The organism is Achromobacter sp. (assembly GCF_032113835.1).
In the GTDB taxonomy this organism is placed as follows: Bacteria; Pseudomonadota; Gammaproteobacteria; order Burkholderiales; family Burkholderiaceae_B; genus Achromobacter.
This window is the reverse complement of sequence record NZ_DAMCTG010000084.1, coordinates 1-23,329: the sequence shown is the minus strand read 5'-3', so window position 1 is coordinate 23,329 and position 23,329 is coordinate 1. Positions and strand designations below refer to the sequence as shown.

Here is a 23,329-nt window from a genome sequence, read left to right as displayed (position 1 = left end):
GCCGCTGGGGTGACCCAGTCCGTCATGCCGTGGCTCATACATGGAGTAGGTAAACGATGATTCAGCCCGTGATTGCCATTCACGGTGGCGCCGGCGCAATGTCCCGCGCGGCCATGTCTCCCGAGAAAGAACAGGAATACCTGGCGGCCCTGGAGTCCATCCTGACCGCCGGCCAAGCCGTGCTGGCCAAGGGCGGCAGCGCCCTGGACGCCGTCACCGAGGCCGTGCGCCTGCTCGAGGATTGCCCGCTGTTCAACGCCGGCCACGGCGCCGTGTTCACCAGCGCCGGCACCCATGAGCTGGACGCCGCCATCATGGACGGCGCGACGCTGCGTTCGGGCGCCATCGCCAATGTGAACCGCGTGCGCAACCCGATCTTTGCCGCGCGCAAGGTCATGGAAAACAGCAAGCACGTCTTCTTTGTGGGCGAGGGCGCCGAAGCGTTCGCCACCCAGGAAGGCCTGGAACTCGTCGACCCGTCGTACTTTTCGACCGAAGCCCGCCGCGAGCAGCTGCTGCGCGTGCAGCGCGAGACGCCGGACGCCGCCGTGCTGGATCACGACGGCCAGGCGATGGTCGCGCGTGGCCAGCCCGCGCCCGCCGATCCGCTGGATGCCGACAAGAAGTTCGGCACCGTGGGCGCCGTGGCCGTCGATGCGCAGGGCAACTTGGCGGCAGCCACCTCCACCGGCGGCATCACCAACAAGCAGGTCGGCCGCGTGGGCGATGCGCCCCTGATCGGCGCCGGCACCTATGCCAGCAACAAGACCTGCGCCGTGTCCACCACGGGCACGGGCGAAATGTTCATCCGCATGGTTGCCGCGTACGACGTGGCGGCCCAGATGGAATACTGCGGCGCCTCGCTGGAAGCGGCGGCGGACCGCGTCGTGATGGAAAAACTGCCCACCATCGGCGGCAAGGGCGGCCTCGTGGCCGTCGACGCCCAGGGCAATGTGGCCTTGCCGTTCAACACGGAAGGCATGTACCGGGGTTACGCCCGCGTCGGCGAAAAGCCGGTGACCGCCATCTACCGATGAGCGGCGGGTTTGGATCAGTAGGTTTATTTTGGGAATGAGAAGAGATGGTTGATCGCGCAAACAGCCTGGCGCTGCCGGATAACCGCGTGGTCCAGGTCGACGACCTGACGGTGCGCTTCGTGGGTTCCGAGCGCACGGTCGAAGCCGTGCGCAATCTGTCGTTCCATGTGGACCGGGGCGAGACCCTGGCCATCGTGGGCGAATCGGGTTCGGGCAAATCGGTGACGTCGCTGGCGCTGATGCGTCTGGTGGAACATGGCGGCGGGCGCATCGCCCAGGGTCGCATGGCCCTGCGCCGCCGCAACGGTTCCGTGATCGACCTGGCCAATTCCAGCCAGCGCGTCATGCGTGACGTGCGCGGCGCCGACATGGCGATGATTTTCCAGGAGCCGATGACCTCCTTGAACCCGGTGTTCACGGCCGGCGACCAGATCGCCGAATCGATCCGCGAGCACCAGGGCATGGATGGCGCATCGGCGCGCGCCGAGGCGCTGCGCATGCTGGAACAGGTCCGCATTCCCGAAGCCAAGTCGGTGCTGGACCGCTACCCCCATCAACTGTCGGGCGGCATGCGCCAGCGCGTCATGATCGCCATGGCGCTGGCCTGCAAGCCGGCGCTGCTGATCGCCGACGAACCGACCACCGCCCTGGACGTGACCATCCAGGCGCAGATCCTGCAGCTCATCCGCCAGCTCCAGGAAGAAATGCACATGGGCGTGGTGTTCATCACCCACGACATGGGCGTGGTGGCCGAAGTGGCCGACCGCGTGCTGGTGATGTTCCGCGGCGACAAGGTCGAGGAAGGCCCGTCGGACCAGGTGTTCGCCGCGCCCCAGCACAGCTACACGAAGGCGTTGCTGTCGGCCGTGCCGAAGCTGGGCGCCATGCAGGGCACGGACCTGCCCGCGCGCTTCCCGCTGCTGCAGGTGGAAGGCAAGGCCCAGCCCGTGGCCGAGCCCGGCATCGTCAGCACGCAGGAAGTGCCCAACGCCAAGCGCGAACCCATCCTGAGCGTGCGCAACCTGGTGACGCGTTTTGACCTGCGCGGCGGCATCATGAGCCGCGTGCAGCGCCGCGTGCACGCCGTGGAGAAGGTCAGCTTCGACCTGTACCCCGGCGAGACGCTGTCGCTGGTCGGCGAGTCCGGCTGCGGCAAGTCCACGACCGGCCGCTCGCTGCTGCGCCTGGTCGAAAGCCAGGGCGGCGAGATCCGCTTTGGCGGCCGCGACATCGTGCGTCTGAAGAACACCGAACTGCAATCCCTGCGCCGCGACATCCAGTTCGTGTTCCAGGATCCGTTTGCATCGCTGGATCCGCGCGTGACCGTGGGTTTCTCGATCATGGAACCGCTGCTGGTGCACGGCGTGGCCAAGGGCAAGGATGCCGAGCGCCGCGTCGCCGAACTGCTCGAGCGCGTCGGCCTGCCGCCGGAAATGGCGCAGCGCTACCCGCATGAATTCTCGGGCGGCCAGCGCCAGCGCATCTGCATCGCGCGCGCCCTGGCCCTGAACCCGAAGGTCGTGATCGCGGACGAATCCGTGTCGGCGCTGGACGTGTCGATCCAGGCGCAGATCGTGAACCTGCTGATCGACCTGCAGCGCGACATGGGCATCTCGTTCCTGTTCATCTCGCACGACATGGCCGTGGTCGAACGCGTCAGCCACCGCGTGGCGGTGATGTACCTGGGCCAGATCGTCGAGATCGGCCCGCGCCGCGCCATCTTCGAGAATCCGCAGCACCCCTACACCAAGAAGCTGATGTCCGCCGTGCCGATCGCCGATCCGGCGCGCCGTCACCTGAAGCGCACCTTGTTGTCGGATGAAATCCCCAGCCCGATCCGCAAACTGAACGACGAACCGGTGGTGCAGCCGCTGGTTCAGGTCGGTACGGATCATTTTGTAGCCCGCCATCCCGTCGGCGGCGCGTATTGACTCAGTAGTTGACCTTTTTTTGGAACCAGGAGTTGCAATGATGAAAGTTCTGCGCCCCACCAAGCTGATGGCCGCTGCCGCGCTGGCCTTCGGCGTGCTCACCGCGCCGATGGCCCACGCCGCCAAGGACGTGACGTTTGCCGTTTCCATCGCGCTGGAAACGCTGGACCCGTACAACACCAACAGCACGCTGAACCAGGCGGCTGGCAAGGCCTACTACGAAGGCCTGTTCGAATTCGACAAGGACCTGAAGGTCCAGAAGGTGCTGGCGACCGATTACACGGTCAGCGAAGACGGCCTGGTCTACACCTTCAAGCTGCGTCCCGGCGTGAAGTTCCATGACGGCACCGACTTCAACGCCGAAGCGGTCAAGGTCAACTTCGACCGTCCGGCCAACCCGGACAACCGCCTGTCGCGCTACATCCAGTTCAGCGTCATCGAAAAGACCGAAGTGGTCGATCCGATGACCGTCAAGATCACGCTGAAGAAGCCGTTCTCGGCCTTCATCAACGCGCTGGCCCACCCGGCCGCCATGATGATCTCGCCGGCCGCCCTGGCCAAGTACGGCAAGGAAATCGGCTTTCACCCGGTTGGCACGGGCCCGTTCGAATTCGTCGAATGGAAGCCGGCCGAGTACCTGAAGGTCAAGAAGTTCGCCGGCTACTGGAAGCAAGGCTACCCGAAGGTCGACACGCTGACCTTCCGCACCGTGACCGACAACAACACCCGCGCCGCCGTGGTGCAGACGGGTGAAGCGCACTTCGCCTTCCCGGTGCCGTTCGAGCAGGCCGCCGTGCTGAAGAAGAACGACAAGCTGGACGTGGTCGATCACAAGAACTCGATCATGGCCCGCTACCTGTCGATGAACACGCAGCAAAAGCCGTTCGACAACGTCAAGGTTCGTGAAGCCATCAACTACGCCATCAACAAGGACGCCCTGGCCAAGGTCGCGTTCTCGGGCTACGCCACCGTCATCGACGGCGTCGTGCCGCAAGGCGTGGACTACGCGCACAAGATCGGCGCATGGCCCTACGACATCAAGAAGGCCAAGGCCCTGCTGGCCGAAGCCGGCTACCCCAACGGCTTCGAAAGCACGCTGTGGTCCGCCTACAACGACGGCACCTCGGTGAAGGTCGTTCAGTTCCTGCAGCAGCAGCTCGCTCAGGTCGGCATCAAGGTTTCCGTGGAAGTCCTGGAATCCGGCCAGCGCGTGCAGCGCGTCCAGCAGGTGCAAAAGCCTGAAGACGCCAAGGTCCGCATGTACTACGCCGGCTGGTCGTCGTCGACCGGTGAAGCCGACTGGGGCCTGCGTCCGCTGCTGACCACCGCCGCGTTCCCGCCGGTGCTGAACAACGTGTCGTACTACTCGAACAAGACGGTTGACGAAGGCGTCCAGCAAGCGCTGGCCACGACGGACCGCGAGAAGAAGACCGAGATCTACAAGAACGTTCAGGAAACCATCTGGAAGGACGCCCCGTGGGCCTTCCTGGTGACCCAGAACAACCTGTACGTCAAGTCGAAGAACCTGTCGGGCGTGTACGTTGAGCCGGACACCTCGTTCTGGTTCGGCGACATCGACCTGAAGCAGTAAACCAAGCAGTAACTCTTGGGGCCTTCGGGCCCTTGTAAGGCCACATACGGCGGGGACGCGGTGTCCCCGCCGATGTTGCAGGAATTTCAATGCTGACCTACATCGTCAAACGTCTTCTGGGCATGATCCCCACGCTGCTGCTGGTAGCGGTGGTCGTGTTCCTGTTTGTGCACATGCTTCCGGGCGACCCGGCGCGGCTGGCCGCTGGCCCCGAGGCCGACCAGCAAACCGTCGAGCTCGTGCGCAAGGAACTTGGGCTGGATCTGCCCCTGCCGCAGCAGTTCGTGCGCTACTTCAGCCACATGCTGCAGGGCGACCTCGGGACCTCGCTGCGCACCAAGCGCCCCGTCTCGACCGAAATCGCCGACCGTTTCATGCCCACCCTGTGGCTCACCCTTGCGAGCATGGTGTGGTCCGTCGGCTTCGGCATGATCATCGGCATCGTGTCGGCGGTATGGCGCAATCGCTGGCCCGACCGTCTCGGCATGACGCTGGCGGTGTCCGGCATCTCGTTCCCCGCGTTTGCGCTGGGCATGATGCTGATGCAGATCTTCTCGGTGAACCTGGGCTGGCTCCCCACCGTGGGCGCATCGACCTGGCAACACTACATTCTTCCTTCCATCACGCTGGGCGCCGCGGTGGCCGCCGTGATGGCGCGTTTCACACGGGCCTCGTTCGTCGAAGTCGTGCAGGAAGACTTCGTCCGCACCGCCCGCGCCAAGGGCTTGTCCGAGCGCCGCGTGATCATCAAGCACGCGCTGCGCAACGCGCTGATTCCCGTCGTGACCATGATGGGCCTGCAGTTCGGCTTCTTGCTGGGCGGCTCGATCGTGGTCGAGACCGTGTTCAACTGGCCCGGCCTTGGCCGCCTGCTGGTGGACGCCGTGACCCAGCGCGACTATCCGGTGATCCAGGGCCTCGTGCTGCTGTTCTCGCTGGAATTCATCCTGATCAACCTGATTGTCGACGTGCTCTATGGCGTCATCAATCCCAGCATCCGTTACAAGTGAGGCGGCCATGAGCAATACGACACCCGCCGCGACCATCGCCGCCGTCCCCAAGAACGACGTGCGCACGCCCGCCACCGAGTTCTGGCGCAAGTTCAAGAAGCAGAAGCTCGCCGTCGGCGCCGGCCTCTTCGTCCTGCTGCTGGTCATCGTCGCGGCGTTCGCGCCGTGGATCGTGCCGTTCGACCCGGAGAACTTCTTCGACTATGACGCGCTGAACGCCGGTCCGTCGCTGACGCACTGGCTGGGCGTGGATTCGCTGGGCCGCGACATCTTCAGCCGCATCGTCATGGGCGCGCGCATCTCGCTGGCCGCAGGTTTCCTGTCGGTCGCCATGGGCGCCATCGTCGGCACCTTCATGGGTCTGATGGCCGGCTACTACGAAGGTTGGTGGGAACGCATCACGATGCGTATCTCCGACGTGCTGCTGGCGTTCCCCGGCATGCTGCTGGCCATCGGCGTGGTCGCGATCCTGGGCTCCAGCATGGTCAACGTGATCGTGGCCGTGGCCGTGTTCAGCGTGCCCGCGTTTGCCCGCCTGGTGCGCGGCAACACGCTGTCGATCAAGCAGATGACGTACGTCGAAGCCGTCAAGAGCGTGGGCGCGTCCGACTGGACGATCATCATGCGCCACATCCTGCCCGGCACGATCTCGCCGATCGTGGTGTACGGCACGATGCGGATCGGCACCTCGATCATCACCGCCGCCAGCCTGTCGTTCCTGGGCATGGGCGCTTCGCCTCCCACGCCGGAGTGGGGCGCGATGCTGAACGAAGCGCGCGCCGACATGGTCATCGCACCGCACGTCGCGATCTTCCCGGCGCTGGCGATCTTCCTGACGGTGCTGGCGTTCAACCTGCTGGGCGACGGCCTGCGCGACGCGCTCGATCCCAAGATCGACCGCAAGTAAACCTGCCACCGGCCCTTCTTGCGAGGGCCGGCGTGGAGGGCGATTTTTCCGCCGCCGCCTCCGTCCGCCACGCGCATGCCAGCGCGTGTCCCGGACCCAGGGTGGCGGCGTTTTGCATTCTGGAGCGTGGCGACACGTAGACGAACATGGACAAACAAGCGCTGGACATCCCTCGCATCGGCGTACTGCCGTCGGGGCCGCTGGACTCGATCTGCGACGTGGGCGACGTCACCGTTGGCCATTGCACGCTGGCCGAGGGCCCGCTGCAGACCGGCGTGACCGTCGTGCGCACGCATGGCGGCGATGCCTTTCTGGACAAGACGCCGGCCGCGGCCACCGTGCTGAACGGCTTCGGCAAAAGCACCGGCCTGGTTCAGGTGCAGGAACTGGGCGTGCTGGAAACGCCGATCGGGCTGACCAACACGTTCGGCGTGGGCACCGTGGCCAACGCGCAGATCCGGACGGCGGTCGCCGCCAACCCCGGCATCGGCCGCGCCATGGCCACCGTGAATCCGCTGGTCTTCGAGTGCAACGACGGCTACCTGAACGACATTCAGGCGATGGCGGTCGCGGAATCGCATTACGGCGAGGCGCTGGCCGCTGCCGGCAAGCAGTTTGCGCAGGGCGCCGTGGGCGCCGGCCGCGGCATGTCCAGCTTTTCGTTCAAGGGCGGCATCGGTTCGGCCTCGCGCGTGGCGCAGATCAAGGACGGGCCGCAGTACACCGTGGGCGCGCTGGTGCTGTCGAACTTCGGCCGCCTGCCCAACCTGACGGTGGCGGGCAGGCCGTTCGGCCGCCGGCTGGCGAGCCAGCTTGACCAAGGGCTTGCGCAGCAGGGCGAGAACGCCGTGATCGCGCCCGAGAAGGGTTCCATCATCCTGCTGGTGGCCACCGACGCGCCGCTCGATTCGCGCCAGTTGCGCCGCCTGTCGCTGCGCGCCGGCGCGGGGCTGGCGCGCACCGGGTCGGTGTTCGGCCACGGCAGCGGCGACATCGCGCTGGCGTTCTCCACGGCCTATACGATTCCGCAACTGGCCGAATCGGCCATGCCCGCGACCGCGATGCTGCACGAGGCCCGCATCGATCCGCTGTTCGAAGCCGCCGCCGAGTCTTGCGAACAGGCCATCATTGCCGCGCTGTGGCACGCCGAGGGCGTGACCGGCCGCGACGGCCACCACCGCGATTCCATCCGCCACGCCGCGCCCGACTGGCGCCAGTGGCTGTCCGATACCGAATTCTGAATATTTCCAAGGCCCAATCATGAAGATCCTGATTTCCACCGATATCGAAGGCGTCGCCGGCGTCTTCCACCCCGAGCAGGTCCGCGCCGGCAATGGCGAATACGAGCGCGCGCGCGCCTGGATGACTGCCGAGGCCAACGCGGCCGTGCAGGGCGCCATCGCGGGCGGCGCCGAAGAGATCCTGGTCAACGACTCGCACGGGGGCTTTCGCAACCTGCTGCCCGACGGCCTGGACGAGCGCGCCCGCCTGGTGCTGGGCAAGCCGCGCTACCTGGGCATGATGGGCGGCCTGGAAGAAGCGTGCGATGCCGTCTTCATGATCGGCTACCACTCGCGCTCGCAGGGGCGCGGCATCCTGGCCCACACCATCAACAGCTTCGCGTTCGCGCGCGTCGTCATCAACGGCATGGAGCTGGGCGAGGCCGGCCTGTATGGCGCGCTGGCCGGCGAACTGGGCGTGCCCGTCATCCTGGGCACCGGCGACGACGTGTTCATCGCGGAAACGCGCGACACGTTCCCCGGCGCCGAATGGGTGCAGACCAAGGTCGCGCACGGGCAGGGCAGCGGCATCACGCTGTCTCCCGCCGCGTCGCGCCGGGCGATTGCCGCGGCCGCCGAAACCGCCGTGCGCAATTTCAAGCGCGGCGGGGACAAGAAAGCCGTTCCTTTCGTCATTCCCGCGCCTATAGAATGCCGGTTGCAGACGCAGAGCGCGGCACTGGCCGACCTGTTCTGCATGTGGCCCACGCTCGAGCGCGTGGACGGCGTCACCTTGCGATTCACCACGGATAGCATGCAGTCCGCCATCCGTACGCTGAACAGCCTGGGCGCCATGTCTTTCATGTTGCGCTAAGGATCCCATCTCCCATGTCTAGCACCGACGCCCGTATTGCCCAATTGCGGCAGGCCATGAGCCGCCGCGGTCTGACCGCCTACGTCGTACCTTCCTCGGACCCGCACCTGTCCGAATACCTGCCGGCCCGCTGGCAGGGGCGGCGCTGGCTGTCGGGCTTCACGGGTTCGGTGGGCACGCTGGTGGTCACTAAGGACTTCGCCGGTCTGTGGGTGGATAGCCGCTATTGGGTGCAGGCCGAAGCGCAGCTCGCCGGCACCGGCGTGCAGCTGATGAAGATTGCGCTGGCGTCGACGCCGGGCCATGTCGATTGGCTGGCCGCCAACACCGGCGCGGGCGACGTCATCGGCGTGGACGGCCAGGTGCTGGGCCTGGCCGCATTCCGCGCCTTGTCCGCCGCCGCGGCCACGTCTGGCGCCGTGCTGGAGATCCGCGAAGACCTGCTGGACGAAGTCTGGGCCGACCGCGCCGGCCTGCCGGACGCCAAGATCTACGAACACGTCGCGCCCGAAGCCTGCGTGACCCGCGCCGACAAGCTGGCCCAGGTCCGCGACGCGATGCGCAAGCATGGCGCGGATGTGCATTTCATCTGCACGCTCGACGACATCGCCTGGCTGTTCAACCTGCGGGGCGCCGACGTTGACTACAACCCGGTCTTCGTCGCACACGCGCTGCTGGGCCTGGACCACGCCACGCTGTTCGTTGCCGATGGCAAGATCGACGACTGCCTGCGCGCCATCCTGGCCGCCGACGGCGTCGAAGTGGCGGACTATGCCCAGGCGGCGGATGCGCTGGCCTCGCTGGAACAGGACCAGAAGCTGCTGATCGACCCGGCGCGCGTCACCTGCGGCGTGTTCCATGCCATGGACCCCGCCGTGCCGCGCGTGGAAGCCATCAATCCGTCCACGCTGCTCAAGTCGCGCAAGACCGACGCGGAGCTGGCCAACGTGCGCCAGGCGATGGCGCAGGACGGCGCGGCGCTGTGCGAATTCTTCGCCTGGTTCGAAGACGCGCTGGGCAAGGGAACCATCACCGAGCTGACCATCGACGAGCAGATCACGGCCGCCCGCGCGCGCCGTCCCGCCTACGTCTGCCCCAGCTTCGCCACCATCGCGGGCTTCAATGCCAACGGCGCGATGCCGCATTACCGCGCCACCCCCCAATCGCACGCCACGATCGAAGGCGATGGACTGCTGCTCATCGATTCGGGCGGCCAGTACCGCGGGGGCACCACCGACATCACGCGCGTGGTGGCGGTGGGCACGCCCAGCGCCGACCAGAAAGTCGATTTCACGCTGGTGCTCAAGGGCATGATCGCGCTGTCGCGCGCCTCGTTCCCGCGCGGCACGCCGTCGCCGATGCTGGACGCCATTGCGCGCGCGCCCATCTGGGAAGGCGGCGCGGAATACGGTCATGGCACGGGCCACGGCGTCGGCTATTTCCTGAACGTGCACGAAGGCCCGCAGGTCATCTCGTACCGCGCGATGCCGGGCCCGCACACGGCCATGGAACCGGGCATGATCACGTCCAACGAGCCGGGCATCTACCGTCCGGGCCGCTGGGGCGTGCGCATCGAGAACCTGGTCGCCAACCGCAGCTGGCTGACCTCGGAACTGGGCGAATTCCTGTGCTTCGAAACGTTGACGATGTGCCCGATCGATACGCGCTGCATCGAGCCCTCGCTGCTGCGCGAGGACGAGATCGACTGGCTGAACGACTATCACAAGACGGTGTTCGAGCGCCTGTCGCCGCTGGTCCAGGGCGAGGCGCTGGCGTGGCTGACGCTGCGTTGCGCGGCGATCTGACGTTGCATTGATGCCGGCGGCGCCGGCGCAAAGCAAAAAGGCCACGGCGCATGATGCCGTGGCCTTTTTTCATGGCGCGCCGTTGCGGCTATCGCACGGACCCGCCTTGATTGCGGTGGAGCATGCGCGTGGTCACCAGGCAGCCCAGCGACAGCAACGCGGCGTAGGCCAGCAGCACCAGCGCGGCGGCCGCCGGCGATTGGGCGGCCCATGCCAATTGATCCCAGGTCATGGACTTGAGGACGATGAGACCCAGGCCGACGCCCAGCACCTGGGCGAACCAGAACGCAAGGCTGCCCAGCGCGACGGCGCGGCCAATGCCGGGGCGTTCAAGGGGCCGGGGCAGCACCTTCAGGCACACGATCGTGACCAGCGCCAGCAGCACGATGGGCAACACCCAATAGCCCAACGCGTACTCGGCCCATCCCGCTTCCAGCGTCTGCATTTGCAAAAAGCCGCCGAGCATGATGGAGACGCTGGTCTGCCAGATCAGGACGGTCAGGCCGCAGATCCATGCCACATGCCGCCGCGTCAGCGTCATGCCGGCGCCGGGGCCGGCAGGCCCCGCCGTCCACGCCGCAATGCGCAGCGCCACCCAGATGCCGATGACCTCCAGCACGATCGTGACGGCGCGGATCATCAGGTTGATGGCGATGGACCGGCCCACGATGCCCAGGCCGAACGCTTCCTCGAGCCAGGAGCCGCTCTTGAGCGTGCCGATCATCAGCACGTTCTGCGCCATGCCGACGCCGCTGGACAGGCACAGCGTGTAGAGCGCCTGCAGGGCCAGGAACGTGGCCAGCATCCTGCCGGGCTGATTCACGGTCGCGGCATCGTGCCGGGCGAGCCACTGGCGCGTCGCGCACCAGGCCGCCAGGCCCACGAGCAGCAGGGTCGACACCATGGTGGCCAGCAGGGGGGCCAGCACCGGCGGCTGCATGTAGCTTGCGCGGATCTGGTCGCCGTAGGGCAACGGCGTCATCAACGTGTAGGCCTGCACCAGTACGGTATAGGCCAGACGCAGCAGAACGGCGGCGATAGCGATGCGCCAGGCAAGGGAATAGGCGGGACGGTTGGAGTCGGTCATCGGCGCGGGGGCGAAGAACGGAGGGCGCTGCCGCGAAGGCAGCGGATGAAAAATAGGGAGCGACCATAGCACGTCCGCACGGCGCGCCTCGCAGCCTTACCTTGCCGAGTGCAGCCAATTGTTACCCGCACGGCGCTAGGGGAAAACCCAAACAAGTCGCGTCGCCCGGCTATAATCCAAATTTCCCGCACGCGCCCGCTCGTCCCGGGTGCTCATTACGATGACCAAATACGTATTTGTCACCGGCGGTGTGGTGTCTTCCCTGGGCAAGGGCATCGCCGCTGCGTCGCTTGCTGCCATCCTCGAGTCGCGTGGTTTGCAGGTCACCATGCTGAAGCTCGACCCCTACATCAACGTCGATCCGGGCACGATGAGCCCCTTCCAGCACGGTGAAGTGTTCGTCACTGAAGACGGCGCCGAAACCGACCTGGACCTGGGCCACTACGAGCGCTTCATTTCCGCTCGCATGCACAAGGTGAACAACTTCACCACCGGCCAGATCTACGAATCCGTGCTGCGCAAGGAGCGCCGTGGCGACTACCTGGGCAAGACTGTCCAGGTCATTCCCCACATCACGAACGAAATCCAGGACTTCATCGCGCGTGGCGCCGAAGCCGGCTGGAATGGCAACACCGACGTTGCCATCGTCGAAATCGGCGGTACGGTCGGCGACATCGAGTCGCTGCCGTTCCTCGAGGCCGCCCGCCAGATGAGCCTGCGCATGGGCCGCAACAACGCGGCCTTCGTCCACCTGACGCTCGTGCCCTTCATCGCCTCCGCCGGCGAACTGAAGACCAAGCCCACGCAGCACTCGGTGCAGAAGCTGCGCGAAATCGGCATCTACCCGAACGCGCTGCTGTGCCGCGCCGACCGCCGCATTCCGGACGACGAGCGCGCCAAGATCTCGATGTTCTCCAACGTGCCCCTGGACGCCGTCATTTCCGTCTGGGACGCCGACTCCATCTACAAGATCCCCGCCATGCTGCACAAGCAAGGCGTGGACAACATCGTCTGCGAAGCCCTGGGCCTGACCCCGCCGCCGGCCGACCTGTCCATGTGGGACAACCTGGTCGAGGCGCTGGAACATCCCGAGCACCAGCTCACCATCGGCATGGTCGGCAAGTACGTCGACCTGACCGAGTCGTACAAATCGCTGACGGAAGCCCTGGTTCACGCCGGTATCCACACGCGCTCGAAGATCAACATCGAGTACATCGACTCGGAAGACATCGAAACCCGCGGCACCGATCAGCTCAAGCACCTGGACGCCATCCTGGTTCCGGGCGGCTTCGGCAAGCGCGGCACCGAGGGCAAGATCGCCGCTATCCGCTACGCCCGTGAAAACGGCGTGCCTTACCTGGGCATCTGCCTGGGCATGCAGCTGGCAGTCATCGAATTTGCCCGTCACGTCGCCGGCCTGGGCGGCGCCAACAGCACGGAATTCGATCCTTCCGCGCCGCACCCGGTGGTTGCACTCATCACCGAGTGGATGGACCGCGAAGGCAAGGTCGAAAAGCGCGACAACTCGTCCGACCTGGGCGGCACCATGCGCAAGGGCGCGCAACGCGTGCCGATCAAGGCCGGCACCCGCGCGCAGGCGATCTATGGCGACGAAGTGAACGAACGTCACCGTCATCGCTACGAGGTCAACAACGTCTACGTGCCGCGCCTGGAAGAATCCGGCATGGTGATCAGCGCCCGCACGCCGACCGAGAACCTGCCCGAAATGATGGAACTGCCCAACCACCCGTGGTTCGTCGGCGTCCAGTTCCACCCGGAGTTCACCTCCACCCCGCGCGACGGCCACCCGCTGTTCTCCAGCTACATCCGCGCCGCCATCGAGCAGAAGGCTCGCCGCGGCCAGGAGGCCTGATGCGTGTCCGCGGTCCTGAGTTCCGTAAGCGGATCCTCGGGGCCGCGGGCCGTTTCCCCAGCGCCGCCCTATACGGCGGCGCTTCTTTCGGATACAACCGATTAGCATCGGATATGCGTCGCCCGTGCGCCTTGCGCGACACTGGCGGCGGCGCCGTATCCGGCGTCAGCCCCCAACCAACGCCACTGCTCTGAAGGAACCCCATGAGTGCTTATCTCATCGCCGACGTCAAAGTGACCAAGCCCGCGCAGTACGAGGATTACAAGCGTCTGTCCACGCTCGCCATGCGCGCGTACGATGCCAAGATCCTGGTGCGCGGCGGCGAATCCAAGCACCTTGAGGGGCGTGAACCCGGCCGCACCGTCGTCATGGAATTTCCGTCCATGGCCGCGGCGCAGGCGTTCTACGATTCCTGGCAGTACCGCCGTGCCCGCAATGCCCGCGAAGGCGCGGCCGTCATGAATATGTTTATCGTTCAGGGAATGTAAAGTCATGAGTGCAATCGTCGACATCATCGGCCGCGAGATTCTGGATTCGCGCGGCAACCCCACCGTGGAATGCGATGTGCTGCTGGAATCCGGCGCCATGGGCCGTGCGGCCGTGCCGTCCGGCGCATCCACCGGCGCCCGCGAAGCCATCGAGCTTCGCGACGGCGACAAGGGCCGTTATCTGGGCAAGGGCGTGCTGCGCGCCGTTGAAAACCTCAATACCGAAATCTCCGAAGCCCTGATGGGCCTGGACGCGCAGGAACAGACGTTCGTCGATCGCACCCTGATCGAACTGGACGGCACCGAGTCCAAGGAGCGCCTGGGCGCCAACGCCATCCTGGCAGCCAGCATGGCCGTGGCCCGCGCCGCCGCCGATGAATCGGGCCTGTCCCTGTACCGCTATTTCGGCGGCAGCGGCCCCATGAGCATGCCCGTCCCGATGATGAACGTCATCAACGGCGGCGCGCACGCCAACAACACGCTGGACCTGCAGGAACTGATGATCCTGCCGGTGGGCGCCGGCAGCTTCCGCGAAGCCCTGCGTTGGGGCGCCGAAGTCTTCCACATGCTCAAGAAGCTGATCCACGGCCAAGGCATGTCCACCGCCGTGGGCGACGAGGGCGGTTTCGCGCCCAACGTGCCCAGCCACGAAGCCGCCATTCAACTCATCCTGAAGGCCATCACCGAAGCCGGCTACGAGCCGGGCACGCAGATCGCCCTGGGCCTGGACTGCGCCAGCTCCGAGTTCTACCGCGACGGCAAGTACACGCTGGCCGGCGAAGGCGGCATCTCGCTGTCCTCGCAAGAGTTCACGAACCTCCTGGCCACGTGGTGCGACAAGTACCCGATCATCTCCATCGAAGACGGCATGGCCGAAAACGACTGGGAAGGCTGGAAGCTCCTGACCGACCAGCTCGGCAAGAAGGTTCAGCTGGTGGGCGACGACCTGTTCGTCACCAACACCAAGATCCTGCGTGAAGGCATCCAGAAGGGCGTCGCCAACTCGATCCTCATCAAGATCAACCAGATCGGCACGCTGACCGAAACCTTCGCCGCCATCGAAATGGCCAAGCGCGCCGGCTACACCGCCGTCGTGTCGCACCGTTCGGGCGAAACCGAAGACTCGACCATCGCCGACATCGCCGTGGCGACCAACGCGATGCAGATCAAGACCGGCTCGCTGTCGCGTTCGGATCGCATGGCCAAGTACAACCAGCTCCTGCGCATCGAAGAAGAGCTGGCTGAAGTCGCGTCGTACCCCGGCTTGGAAGCTTTCTACAACCTGCGTTGATAAGAAGCGCGGCCCCGGCGTCTTGCCCGGGCCGCATCCACGCCACGACAGTTGAGGTTCCCGCGTATGCGCCTGTTGTTCCTGGTGCTGTTCGTGCTGCTAGGCCTGATCCAATACCCGCTGTGGTTGGGTAAGGGCGGCTGGTTCAAGGTCTGGGATCTGCAACGTCAGGTGGCCGAGCAGCGCGAGACCAATGAAGGTTTGCGCGCGCGCAACGCCGCCCTTGAGGCCGAAGTGCGGGATCTGGAAGGCGGATCCGGCGCCATCGAAGAGCGGGCGCGTGGCGAACTGGGCATGATGCGGGACGGCGAAGTGTTCGTGCACATCCTGCCCCAGAATACCCAGCCACCCGCTGGCGCCTCGCTTTCTGCCGACGCGCCGCCCAAGCCTGCCGCAACCGGTACGCCCGCGCGCGCCAGCGCGCCGGCTGCCCGGCCTGCGTCGGCCGCGCCCACGACCCGGCCTGCGTCGACAGCGGCCACCCCCCGGCCCGCGGCGGCAACGCCTGCCAGACCTGCCGCCACGACCGGCGCCAACAATTCAAATTCCACCGCCCGGCAGTGATGCCTGGCGGTTTTTTTTGCTCTGGTAGCGTCCCGGCCTAACCAGAGCCGCAGCGCAACTGCCGGCATTCCCCATACACCATGCCTTCCGGATAGGGCCGCTTGCGGGCCCAGTCGACCGGATGCGTGTGCATTTCGTGTTCCAGTTCGACCACGATGGGCAGCAGGCCGTTGTTCAGCGCGTGGCCGGTGTAGGTTCCATCCTGCCGGCCCAGCAAGACCAGCAGCGCCCGCAACGGCGGCAGCAGCGGTTTGTGCAGATACGTCAGCCGCAGCTTGAGCGTATTGGCCAGGAAGATATCCTGGCCGCCGGGGCGTGGCGGGTGGCGGGCATGTTGCAGATCCTGGTAGCCATTGTCGATGACCCGCAAGCCGGGCGCGGCAGCCACCTGCAAGTCCGCGCGCCCGTGCTCGCGGAACGACTGGTCGTCCGGCCGCAGCACTTCAATGCGCCAGGGCACGGCCCCCGTCAGCCTATTCAGTGCGTTCATCGCGTCGTCCCGTCGGCGGATGGCGCCGGCCGGACCGCTGGCGCTCGTGTGCAGCGGCAGCAGCGCTTGCAGGAAGGCCGTCCGCAGACGTGCCGGGTCGCCGTGGCCAGTGGCGCCGGCGCGAGCCGCTTCCATCAGCGCCAGATGGGCCATCTGGCGCGCGCCGTGCCACCGCGCAGCGTCGACGCACAGCAGGCCCAGCAGCAGCACGATGGCGCCCGCCACGGCGAACTCGATGGCGGCGGCCCCGTGCTGCCGGCGGGCAGCGCTTGTTCTCCAAGAAAAAATAAAGGCGGTCATGGCTGCGCAGTGTGGCGCGCCCATGACCGCCTGTCGATGAGGACAATCCGGTGTGACAAAAACGTTCCGGCGGGCTTGCCGCCGGGACGCATCAATGCACGGTGGGAGGTTCTTCTCCGGAAGACGTCTGGCTGGCCGAGAACAGCGCCGCGCAGTCGACCGTATCGAACTTGTAAGGCTTGCCGCAGAAATCGCAGGCCACGTCGACCTGGCCGCGCTCTTCCAGGATGCTGTTGACCTCGGCTTCGCCCAGCGAACGCAGCATGTTGGCCACGCGTTCGCGGGTGCAGGGACAGTGCCAGCTCACCGGGTGGGGATCGAAGGCGATGAGCGTTTCTTCCCAGAACAGGCGGTGGATGAGCGTGTCGATGTCGGTGGCCAGCATTTCGTCGCGCTTGAGCGTGCCGGCCAGGGCGTTGATGCGCTCCCAGGTCTCGGCAGCTATCTGCTCGGTCAGAGCGCGGTCCGTTTCGCCGCCACCGTGGTGCGGCAGGCGCTGGGCGAGCATGCCCGCCGCGTGGTCGGCGTTGGCGGACAACCACAGACGGGTATCGAGCTGCTCCGAGGCTTTCATGTAGTGTTGCAGGGCCTCGGCGACGGTCTCGCCTTCAAGAGGCACGATGCCCTGGTAGGCCTGCTGGCCGGGCAGCTTGCGCTGCGGGTCCAGCACCACGATGAAGCGTCCGTTGCCGCCGGGGTTCAACAGGCTTTGCATGTTGCCGGCGCTGGGCACCTCGTGGCCTTCGCGCATCTTGACGGTGGCCCGCAGGCTGAGGTCCGAGCGGCATTCCACCACCAGCAGGGCGATGGGGCCGTCGCCCTGAATCTGCAGCACCAGCGAGCCATCGAACTTGATGTTGGCGGCGAGCAGGGTGGATGCCGCCACCAGTTCACCCAGCAGGTCGGTGATGGCGGGCGGGTAATCGTGGTTGGCCTGTACGGCCTTCCAGGTGTCAGACAGGCGCACCGCTTGGACGCGGACGCTGCGGTCTTCGGTAAGGTATTTTTTAAGCTGATCGGTCATAGCGGAATGTTAGCCGATCACAGGGGGGTATTCCCCCTGCTGGCAGCAGGGGTTGAGGCGCTTGCCGACCGGTCCGAAGCAGTCGTCAGCCGATCCGTTTCAGGGCCGTCTTGTACTGTTGGCCGCGCGCCACGTAATGGGCCGTGTTCTTGTGCATGTTGGCAATTTCCTCGGCGGACAGCTCGCGCACGATCTTGCCGATGCCGATGACCAGCGAATTGTCCGGGATGACCCGGTCTTCGGGGATGATGGCCCCGGCGCCGATCAGGCAATTGCGGCCGATGACGGCGTTGTTCAGGACGATGGCCTGCATGCCCACCAGGGCGCCTTCGTGGATGGTACAGCCGTGCAGCATGGCCTGGTGGCCGACGGTGACGTTCGGGCCGATGGTCATGGGACAGCCCGAGTCCACGTGCAGGACGCTGGATTCCTGAATATTGGTGCCTTCGCGGATCAGGATGACGTCGTTGTCGCCGCGGATCGACACGTGCGACCAGATGCTGACGCCGGCTTCCAGCGTGACGTTGCCGATGATGTCGGCGCTGTCGGCCACGTAAGCCTGCGGGTCGATGCGGGGAATCAGGTCGTTGAGTTGGTAGATGGCCATGCTAGGTCTCCGTTGTCCGCGCCGGGGCGGCATCGGGCGCGCCAACGTCGGTCTGAGGCGCGCTGGCCTGCGCGCGTTCTTCTTCGCGCAGCCGCAGGACGCGCCGCTGGATCTTGCCCGTGGTGGTCATGGGCAGTTCGTCCACGTATTCGATTTCCTTCGGATACTCGTACGGCGCCAGGCGCTCGCGCACGTGTTCCTGCAGGTTTTCGGTGATTTCGCCGCGATCCCGGTGAGCGAATTCCGGCGTCAGCACCACGAAGGCCTTGACCACCGCGCCGCGCTCGGCGTCCGGCTTGGGCACTACCGCAGCATTGGCCACGGCCGGGTGGCCAACCAGGCAGCTTTCGATTTCGCCCGGGCCGATCCGGTAACCGGCCGACTTGAACACGTCGTCGGCGCGGCCGGCATACCAGAGGTAACCGTCCTCATCGACCGTGGCGAGGTCGCCCGTCAGACACCAGTCTCCCTTGAACTTTGCCACCGTGGCGGCCTCGTTGCGCCAGTAGCCCAGGAACATGACGGGGTCGGGAAAGCCGTGGATGTCCAGCCGGTTGACCGCGATCTCGCCGGTGGCGCCCGGCGCGACCGGCGCGCCGTCGTCGTCCAGCACCGCCACGTTGTGGCCGGGATACGGGCGGCCCATGGAGCCGGGCTTGGCGGGCCAGCGCTTGTTGCTGTTGCCCACCACATAATTCATCTCGGTCTGGCCGAACATTTCGTTGGGCGTGACGCCCAGCGCCGTCCGGCACCAGTCGAACACCGTCTCGCCCACGCTTTCGCCCGCGCTCATGATGGAACGCAGCGCAAGCTGGTACCGCTGGCGGGGCTCAGGCACCGCCTTCATCATCATCTTCAGTGCGGTGGGGAACAGGAACGTATTGGTGACCTGATAGCGTTCCAGCAGTTCGAAAGCGCGTTCCACGGAGAAGCGCCCGCGCGTGCCGACGATGGGGTGGCCGAAGTACAGCGTGGGCAGCAGGGCGTCCATCATGCCGCCGGTCCAGGCCCAGTCGGCGGGCGACCAGAACACGTCGGCGGGCTTGGGAAACCAGTCCTGCGAGGCAACGAAGCCTGGCAGGTTGCCGATCAGCACGCTGTGGGGCAGCAGCGCGCCCTTGGGGGCGCCTGTCGTGCCGGAGGTGTAGAGCAGGATGGCCGGATCCGACGATCGCGTCTGCACGGCCTTGAATTCGTTGGGCTGGCGGGCCAGCAGGCTGCGCCATGGCAGCACGCGCTCGTCCGCGAAGCCGATGCCGATGACCTGCTGCAGGGCAGGACAGTGATCGGTGACGGCAAGCAGATTGGCGCTGGAGGCGTGGTCGACGATGGCGACGCGGGCTTCGGCATCGCACAGGCGGCTTTGCAGCGCCTCGGGGCCAAAGAGCGCCGACAGGGGCAGGACCACCGCGCCGACGCTGTAGATGGCCATGTGGGCGACCACGGTTTCAGGACGTTGCCCCAAAACCACACCGACCCGGTCGCCCTTGCCCACGCCCATTTTCACCAGGCCGTTGGCCAGTTGATTGGCGGCTTCCGCCAGCCGGGCAAAGGTCCAGACCTCGCGGTTGCCGGATTCATCTTCGTAGTAGATGGCAATGCGCCGCGCATCCGGACTGCTGGATGCCCAGCGGTGGCAGCACGCTTCCGCGATGTTGAACTGGGTGGGCACCAGCCAGCGGAATGATTGGTAGAGCGCCTGATATTGGTCGTTCATGGCCCTATGTTGTAAGCATGTTGCGGCGTGAACGGGTCATATCGCCCGTTACTCAGGTGCAAGCATGACCTAGAGGGGCGTGAACTGCAATATCCCCGTTGCGTAAGGGGGACGCATAAGGGTTATCACGGGTGCTTGCCTTGACGGCGCAGCGCCGACGGCAGGGCGGGCAGCGTCAGGGACCGCGGCGGGCGATTGGCCGGGTCGCGCTGGCGTTCGGCCTGCAGCACTGCCCAGTCCAGAAGCTGGAGCTGGCCGTCGTGCGTCTCCGCCAGCGCCGACAGGCTTTCGACCCAGTCGCCGTCGTTGCAGTACAGGATGCCGCCCACGTCGCGCAGTTCCGGCTTGTGGATGTGGCCGCAGACCACGCCGTCCAGTCCGCGCCGCCGGGCTTCGCCGGCCAGCGCCTCTTCGAAGTCGGTGATGAACGACACCGCGTTCTTGACCTTGTGCTTCAGGTATTGGGACAGCGACCAATAATGCATGCCCAGGCGGTGGCGCAGGCGATTGAAATGGTGATTGATCCACAGCGCGAACTGGTAGAGCCCATCACCCAGGTGCGCCAGCCAGCGGCTGTGCTGGATGACGCCGTCGAACTGATCCCCGTGCAGCACCAGCAGGCGCAGCCCCTTGGCCGTGACGTGCACGTCCTCGTCCAGGACCTCGATGTCGCCAAAGGCGAAACCGGCAAACTCGCGGGCGAACTCGTCATGATTGCCCGGGATGAACACCACGCGCGTGCCGTTGCGAGCCTTACGCAGGATGCGCTGGATCACGTCGTTGTGCGTCCGGGGCCAATGCCAGTGCTTGCGCAACTGCCAGCCGTCGACGATGTCGCCGACCAGATACAGGGTGTCCGAATCGTTGTGATCCAGAAAATCGAGCAGGAATTCCGCCTTGCACCCGGCAGTGCCAAGGTGAATATCGGAAATCCACAGGGCGCGCCAGTGCGTCGGTTGGATTTCGTTCACGGTCGCTTCCCTGTGGGCTGTGGTCATGCTTGAGAATGAGACCACCTAGCGATGACGCGCGCGTGACGAATCCATGACGCGGTTGTGACGGTGCGCGTGACGGGCCACGCACCGCCGGTCCAGCGGATCAGGACTGCCCGTTGGCCTTCTTGCCCCTCAGGCGCTTCCACAACCCGCCGCCCAGCGCTGCCGCGGCCAGGATGCCGACCTTGGCGAACTTGGCCAGGAAAGCCGCGATCACCGCGAACAGACCGAGTTTCTTGGCTGCGACGCCCGCCACCAGGGCCGCCAGGCCATACTCGGCGACCTTGTCGCTCGAGGCGTCGAAATCGGCGTAGCGCTTGCCTTCCACGTAGTGCAGGTTGTCCAGCAGCGCCAGCACGGCGGCCTTGTCCGTGGGCACCTTGTTCTTTTCGGTGATCAGGTCCAGCGTGATGTAGCCGTCGCGGCCCAGCGCGTAGGTGTTGTAGTTGACCGTGGCGTCTTCTTCCGCGGCCGCGCCCTTGTGCTTGGCGGCCACCGACCAGACCAGGCGCTGGGTGTTGCTGTCGTACTTGGGCGCCTCCACCCAGCCGCCCACCGTCAGCTCCGGAAAGCCCCGCTTCTTGCGCTCCTCGTTGGACGCTTCGGTGCCTTCGCGAAGGCTGTCCAGCAATTCGCTGACGTTCCAGTTCCGGGCGTCATCGTCTTTGATGTAGCCGGCCTTGTCGAAATTGACGGTGACGACCCAGTCCTCGTCGTCGCTCTTGGGCATCACGACGCCAAGGAGGGAAGGATCCTTGCCGTTGCCGTAGGCCTGCATCAGCCGCTCGGCCTGCGGGCGCGGTACGAAGAACATGCTTTGTGGCAGGTTCAGCGTGGCCTGGTCGCCCAGCGTCACGTCGGTCGGACCTTGCCGGGCGGCGGCGAAGGCGGCCTTGGAAGCGGATTCGATTTCCTGCTGGGCCGATGCGTTCTGGGCGGACGCGCCTGCGTGCAGGAACAACAGCGCGCTGGCGAAGGCCAGCGACAGGCGGGAAAGGAATGCGCGCATGGTGAGAATGAAGCCGTAAATTAAATGGGGCCTCATTGTCCGGGCGTGCGGCTGTCATCTTTCTGAACAGGCGCGCGAAATACCCGGCGGCTTGGCAAGCATCAACCGGAGATGCCGGCCGCGCGCCGCCGCGCGTGGCGGTCAGCGCGCCTTCTTGGCCTGCGGCGCGTTGCGCAGGCGCGTGCCCAGAATCCGGTCGTGCAGGAATTGACCGTCCGGGTCAAACCATGACCAGATGAAGATGGCAAAGGGGGCCGCAACGATGAACATATCCACGGACGGCCAACCGGTGGCCAGCGCCGCGCCCCAGACCACGGCGGCGCCTGCCAGCACCAGCGGCCAGGCCAGGATGTAGCGCAGGATAAGCAGGCCGGTCGATGGCGTGTTGCCGTGTCGGTCCACCAGCCGGATGTTCCAGGTCTTCATGGGCAGCGTCTGGCCGCGGCGGCGCCAGCACAGCACGAAGTAGGCGCCGATCGCCACGAACAGCCACGCCTGCCGGGCGGCCCGCAATTCCAGCGCGTTTCGGCTTTGGGTGAGGGTATCCAGCAGATAGCCCGCCAGGAACACGACGCCGAACAGCAGGACGGCTTCGTACATCATGCAGGCAAACCGGCGCAGCCGGTTGGGCGTTTCGTCGAGGTGGGCGTCGTTCATGGACGCGTATTATCCATAAATTGTTGCCCCCACGCCGCGCACGCGATGCGTGCTTGCTGCCCCCCGAGGGGGCTGCCCCGCCTTCGGGCGGCCGGGCGGCGGGGCGGCTATTCTGGCCAATGCCGCTTCGGTGCGGCTTTCGCGCAAAAAAAACCCGCCGGTGAGGGCGGGTCTATAAAAGGGGCTATGCAGCCCCCAAGGGGAAAATCGTTAGGCCGAAGCCTTGGCCCAGCTTAGGCAGCGGAGTGCGCGTTCTTGGCGCTCGTCTTGCCGGCCAGAGCCTTGATGCCGTGGGCCAGCTTGCGCAGGCCTGCGGCCAACGCCCGCATCGGATGCGGGCGGAATTGTTCTTCGATAGCCTGGAGCATCAGTTGACGCTCGAGTTCGTCGGTCAGGCGAATGGTGTTGTTCGGGTTGATCACAATAGCCTCCACGGGCTTGCACAGTTGTTTGCTACTAGGGATAACCCGGATTATAGGGGTTTACCCTGAAACTATGCAAGAGGCCGATTCAAGCTGGTGCAACCTGGCAACACCTTGGTGCTGATGATGCCCCAAAACCGCGCGGCGAGGCACTATAAGCAAAGATAGGCGCCGCATGTTGCGGCGCTTTTACAACGAGCTCAGGCGTCGCGGTAGCCGGCGGCCACCAGCTCGAACCCGAACAAGCGGCAATCGAGCGCACCGTTGTGCAGCGGGACGCGCCGTTTGGGCTTCAAGCGCATCTGGTTGGGCAGCGTCAGGTCGCTGGTGATGACGTGCAATTGCCAGCCTGCGAAGTTGTGCTTCAGGCAGGTGGCCCATTCACGCCACAGGTCGGCGTCCTGCTCGGCGCCCATGGGCTCGCCGTATG

21 protein-coding genes and 1 pseudogene are annotated in these 23,329 nt (G+C 65.8%); 12 read left to right on the top strand and 10 right to left on the bottom strand.

Translation table 11 applies throughout. The features are described from left to right. Positions 1–56 precede the first annotated feature (56 nt). From RT697_RS22305 to RT697_RS22270, 8 genes are all read left to right on the top strand, one after another. Positions 57–1,037: an isoaspartyl peptidase/L-asparaginase family protein gene (locus RT697_RS22305; protein WP_056567927.1), complete on the top strand. Its 981-nt coding sequence runs from the start codon at positions 57–59 to the stop codon at positions 1,035–1,037. A gap of 44 nt (positions 1,038–1,081) precedes the next feature. After that, positions 1,082–2,968, top strand: coding sequence for a dipeptide ABC transporter ATP-binding protein (locus RT697_RS22300; RefSeq protein WP_313701841.1), 1,887 nt, complete (start codon positions 1,082–1,084; stop codon positions 2,966–2,968). Positions 2,969–3,005: 37 nt separating this feature from the next. Further along, positions 3,006–4,559: a glutathione ABC transporter substrate-binding protein GsiB gene (gsiB, locus tag RT697_RS22295; RefSeq protein ID WP_105237826.1), complete on the top strand. Its 1,554-nt coding sequence runs from the start codon at positions 3,006–3,008 to the stop codon at positions 4,557–4,559. Positions 4,560–4,648: 89 nt separating this feature from the next. Further along, positions 4,649–5,569 (top strand): glutathione ABC transporter permease GsiC, encoded by a 921-nt coding sequence (gsiC, locus tag RT697_RS22290; protein WP_056322028.1) that lies wholly within the window; start codon positions 4,649–4,651, stop codon positions 5,567–5,569. A gap of 7 nt (positions 5,570–5,576) precedes the next feature. Next, the gene (gene gsiD / locus RT697_RS22285; protein WP_175122914.1) at positions 5,577–6,476 is read left to right on the top strand and encodes a glutathione ABC transporter permease GsiD; all 900 of its coding nucleotides are present in this window, start codon (positions 5,577–5,579) and stop codon (positions 6,474–6,476) included. 146 nt (positions 6,477–6,622) lie between these two features. After that, entirely contained in the window at positions 6,623–7,717 is a 1,095-nt protein-coding gene (locus tag RT697_RS22280; RefSeq protein ID WP_313701838.1) for a P1 family peptidase, read from the top strand. 19 nt (positions 7,718–7,736) lie between these two features. Then, complete coding sequence (locus RT697_RS22275) at positions 7,737–8,570, top strand: M55 family metallopeptidase (protein ID WP_286893397.1); 834 nt, start codon at positions 7,737–7,739, stop codon at positions 8,568–8,570. Positions 8,571–8,584: 14 nt separating this feature from the next. Further along, complete coding sequence (locus RT697_RS22270) at positions 8,585–10,375, top strand: aminopeptidase P family protein (protein WP_313701837.1); 1,791 nt, start codon at positions 8,585–8,587, stop codon at positions 10,373–10,375. A gap of 88 nt (positions 10,376–10,463) precedes the next feature. Here RT697_RS22270 and RT697_RS22265 read toward each other — a convergent pair whose 3' ends face one another. After that, a complete protein-coding gene (locus RT697_RS22265) occupies positions 10,464–11,462 on the bottom strand; it encodes a hypothetical protein (RefSeq protein ID WP_313701836.1) in 999 nt (332 codons plus the stop codon). Between the two features lie 220 nt (positions 11,463–11,682). Between RT697_RS22265 and RT697_RS22260 the strand changes: the two genes are divergently transcribed. From RT697_RS22260 to ftsB, 4 genes are all read left to right on the top strand, one after another. Next, positions 11,683–13,335, top strand: coding sequence for a CTP synthase (locus tag RT697_RS22260; RefSeq protein WP_312430267.1), 1,653 nt, complete (start codon positions 11,683–11,685; stop codon positions 13,333–13,335). Positions 13,336–13,538: 203 nt separating this feature from the next. Continuing rightward, on the top strand, positions 13,539–13,823 hold the full coding sequence (locus tag RT697_RS22255) for a DUF1330 domain-containing protein (protein WP_056322046.1): 285 nt from the start codon (positions 13,539–13,541) through the stop codon (positions 13,821–13,823). A gap of 4 nt (positions 13,824–13,827) precedes the next feature. Beyond that, complete coding sequence (gene eno / locus RT697_RS22250; protein WP_054429546.1) at positions 13,828–15,114, top strand: phosphopyruvate hydratase; 1,287 nt, start codon at positions 13,828–13,830, stop codon at positions 15,112–15,114. A gap of 66 nt (positions 15,115–15,180) precedes the next feature. Then, complete coding sequence (gene ftsB / locus RT697_RS27105) at positions 15,181–15,678, top strand: cell division protein FtsB (RefSeq protein WP_409517476.1); 498 nt, start codon at positions 15,181–15,183, stop codon at positions 15,676–15,678. 37 nt (positions 15,679–15,715) lie between these two features. Here ftsB and RT697_RS22240 read toward each other — a convergent pair whose 3' ends face one another. From RT697_RS22240 to RT697_RS22200, 9 genes and pseudogenes are all read right to left on the bottom strand, one after another. Beyond that, positions 15,716–16,468, bottom strand: a complete 753-nt coding sequence (locus tag RT697_RS22240) for a pilus assembly protein (RefSeq protein WP_313701835.1) — start codon at positions 16,466–16,468, stop codon at positions 15,716–15,718. Between the two features lie 91 nt (positions 16,469–16,559). Continuing rightward, a complete protein-coding gene (hslO, locus tag RT697_RS22235) occupies positions 16,560–17,492 on the bottom strand; it encodes an Hsp33 family molecular chaperone HslO (RefSeq protein WP_313701834.1) in 933 nt (310 codons plus the stop codon). Positions 17,493–17,577: 85 nt separating this feature from the next. Continuing rightward, entirely contained in the window at positions 17,578–18,099 is a 522-nt protein-coding gene (locus tag RT697_RS22230; RefSeq protein WP_313701833.1) for a gamma carbonic anhydrase family protein, read from the bottom strand. 1 nt (position 18,100) lies between these two features. Next, a complete protein-coding gene (locus tag RT697_RS22225) occupies positions 18,101–19,816 on the bottom strand; it encodes an acyl-CoA synthetase (RefSeq protein WP_313701831.1) in 1,716 nt (571 codons plus the stop codon). Positions 19,817–19,941: 125 nt separating this feature from the next. Further along, positions 19,942–20,814, bottom strand: coding sequence for a UDP-2,3-diacylglucosamine diphosphatase (locus tag RT697_RS22220; protein WP_313701829.1), 873 nt, complete (start codon positions 20,812–20,814; stop codon positions 19,942–19,944). Positions 20,815–20,914: 100 nt separating this feature from the next. Then, complete coding sequence (locus tag RT697_RS22215; RefSeq protein WP_313701827.1) at positions 20,915–21,820, bottom strand: DUF2167 domain-containing protein; 906 nt, start codon at positions 21,818–21,820, stop codon at positions 20,915–20,917. Between the two features lie 141 nt (positions 21,821–21,961). Further along, positions 21,962–22,477 carry an RDD family protein gene (locus RT697_RS22210; RefSeq protein WP_175122901.1) on the bottom strand — a complete coding sequence of 172 codons (516 nt, stop codon included), beginning with the start codon at positions 22,475–22,477 and terminating at the stop codon, positions 21,962–21,964. A gap of 233 nt (positions 22,478–22,710) precedes the next feature. Continuing rightward, a complete protein-coding gene (locus tag RT697_RS22205; protein ID WP_008161862.1) occupies positions 22,711–22,899 on the bottom strand; it encodes a hypothetical protein in 189 nt (62 codons plus the stop codon). 200 nt (positions 22,900–23,099) lie between these two features. After that, positions 23,100–23,329: pseudogene (locus RT697_RS22200) on the bottom strand (DNA methyltransferase); the annotation flags it as partial.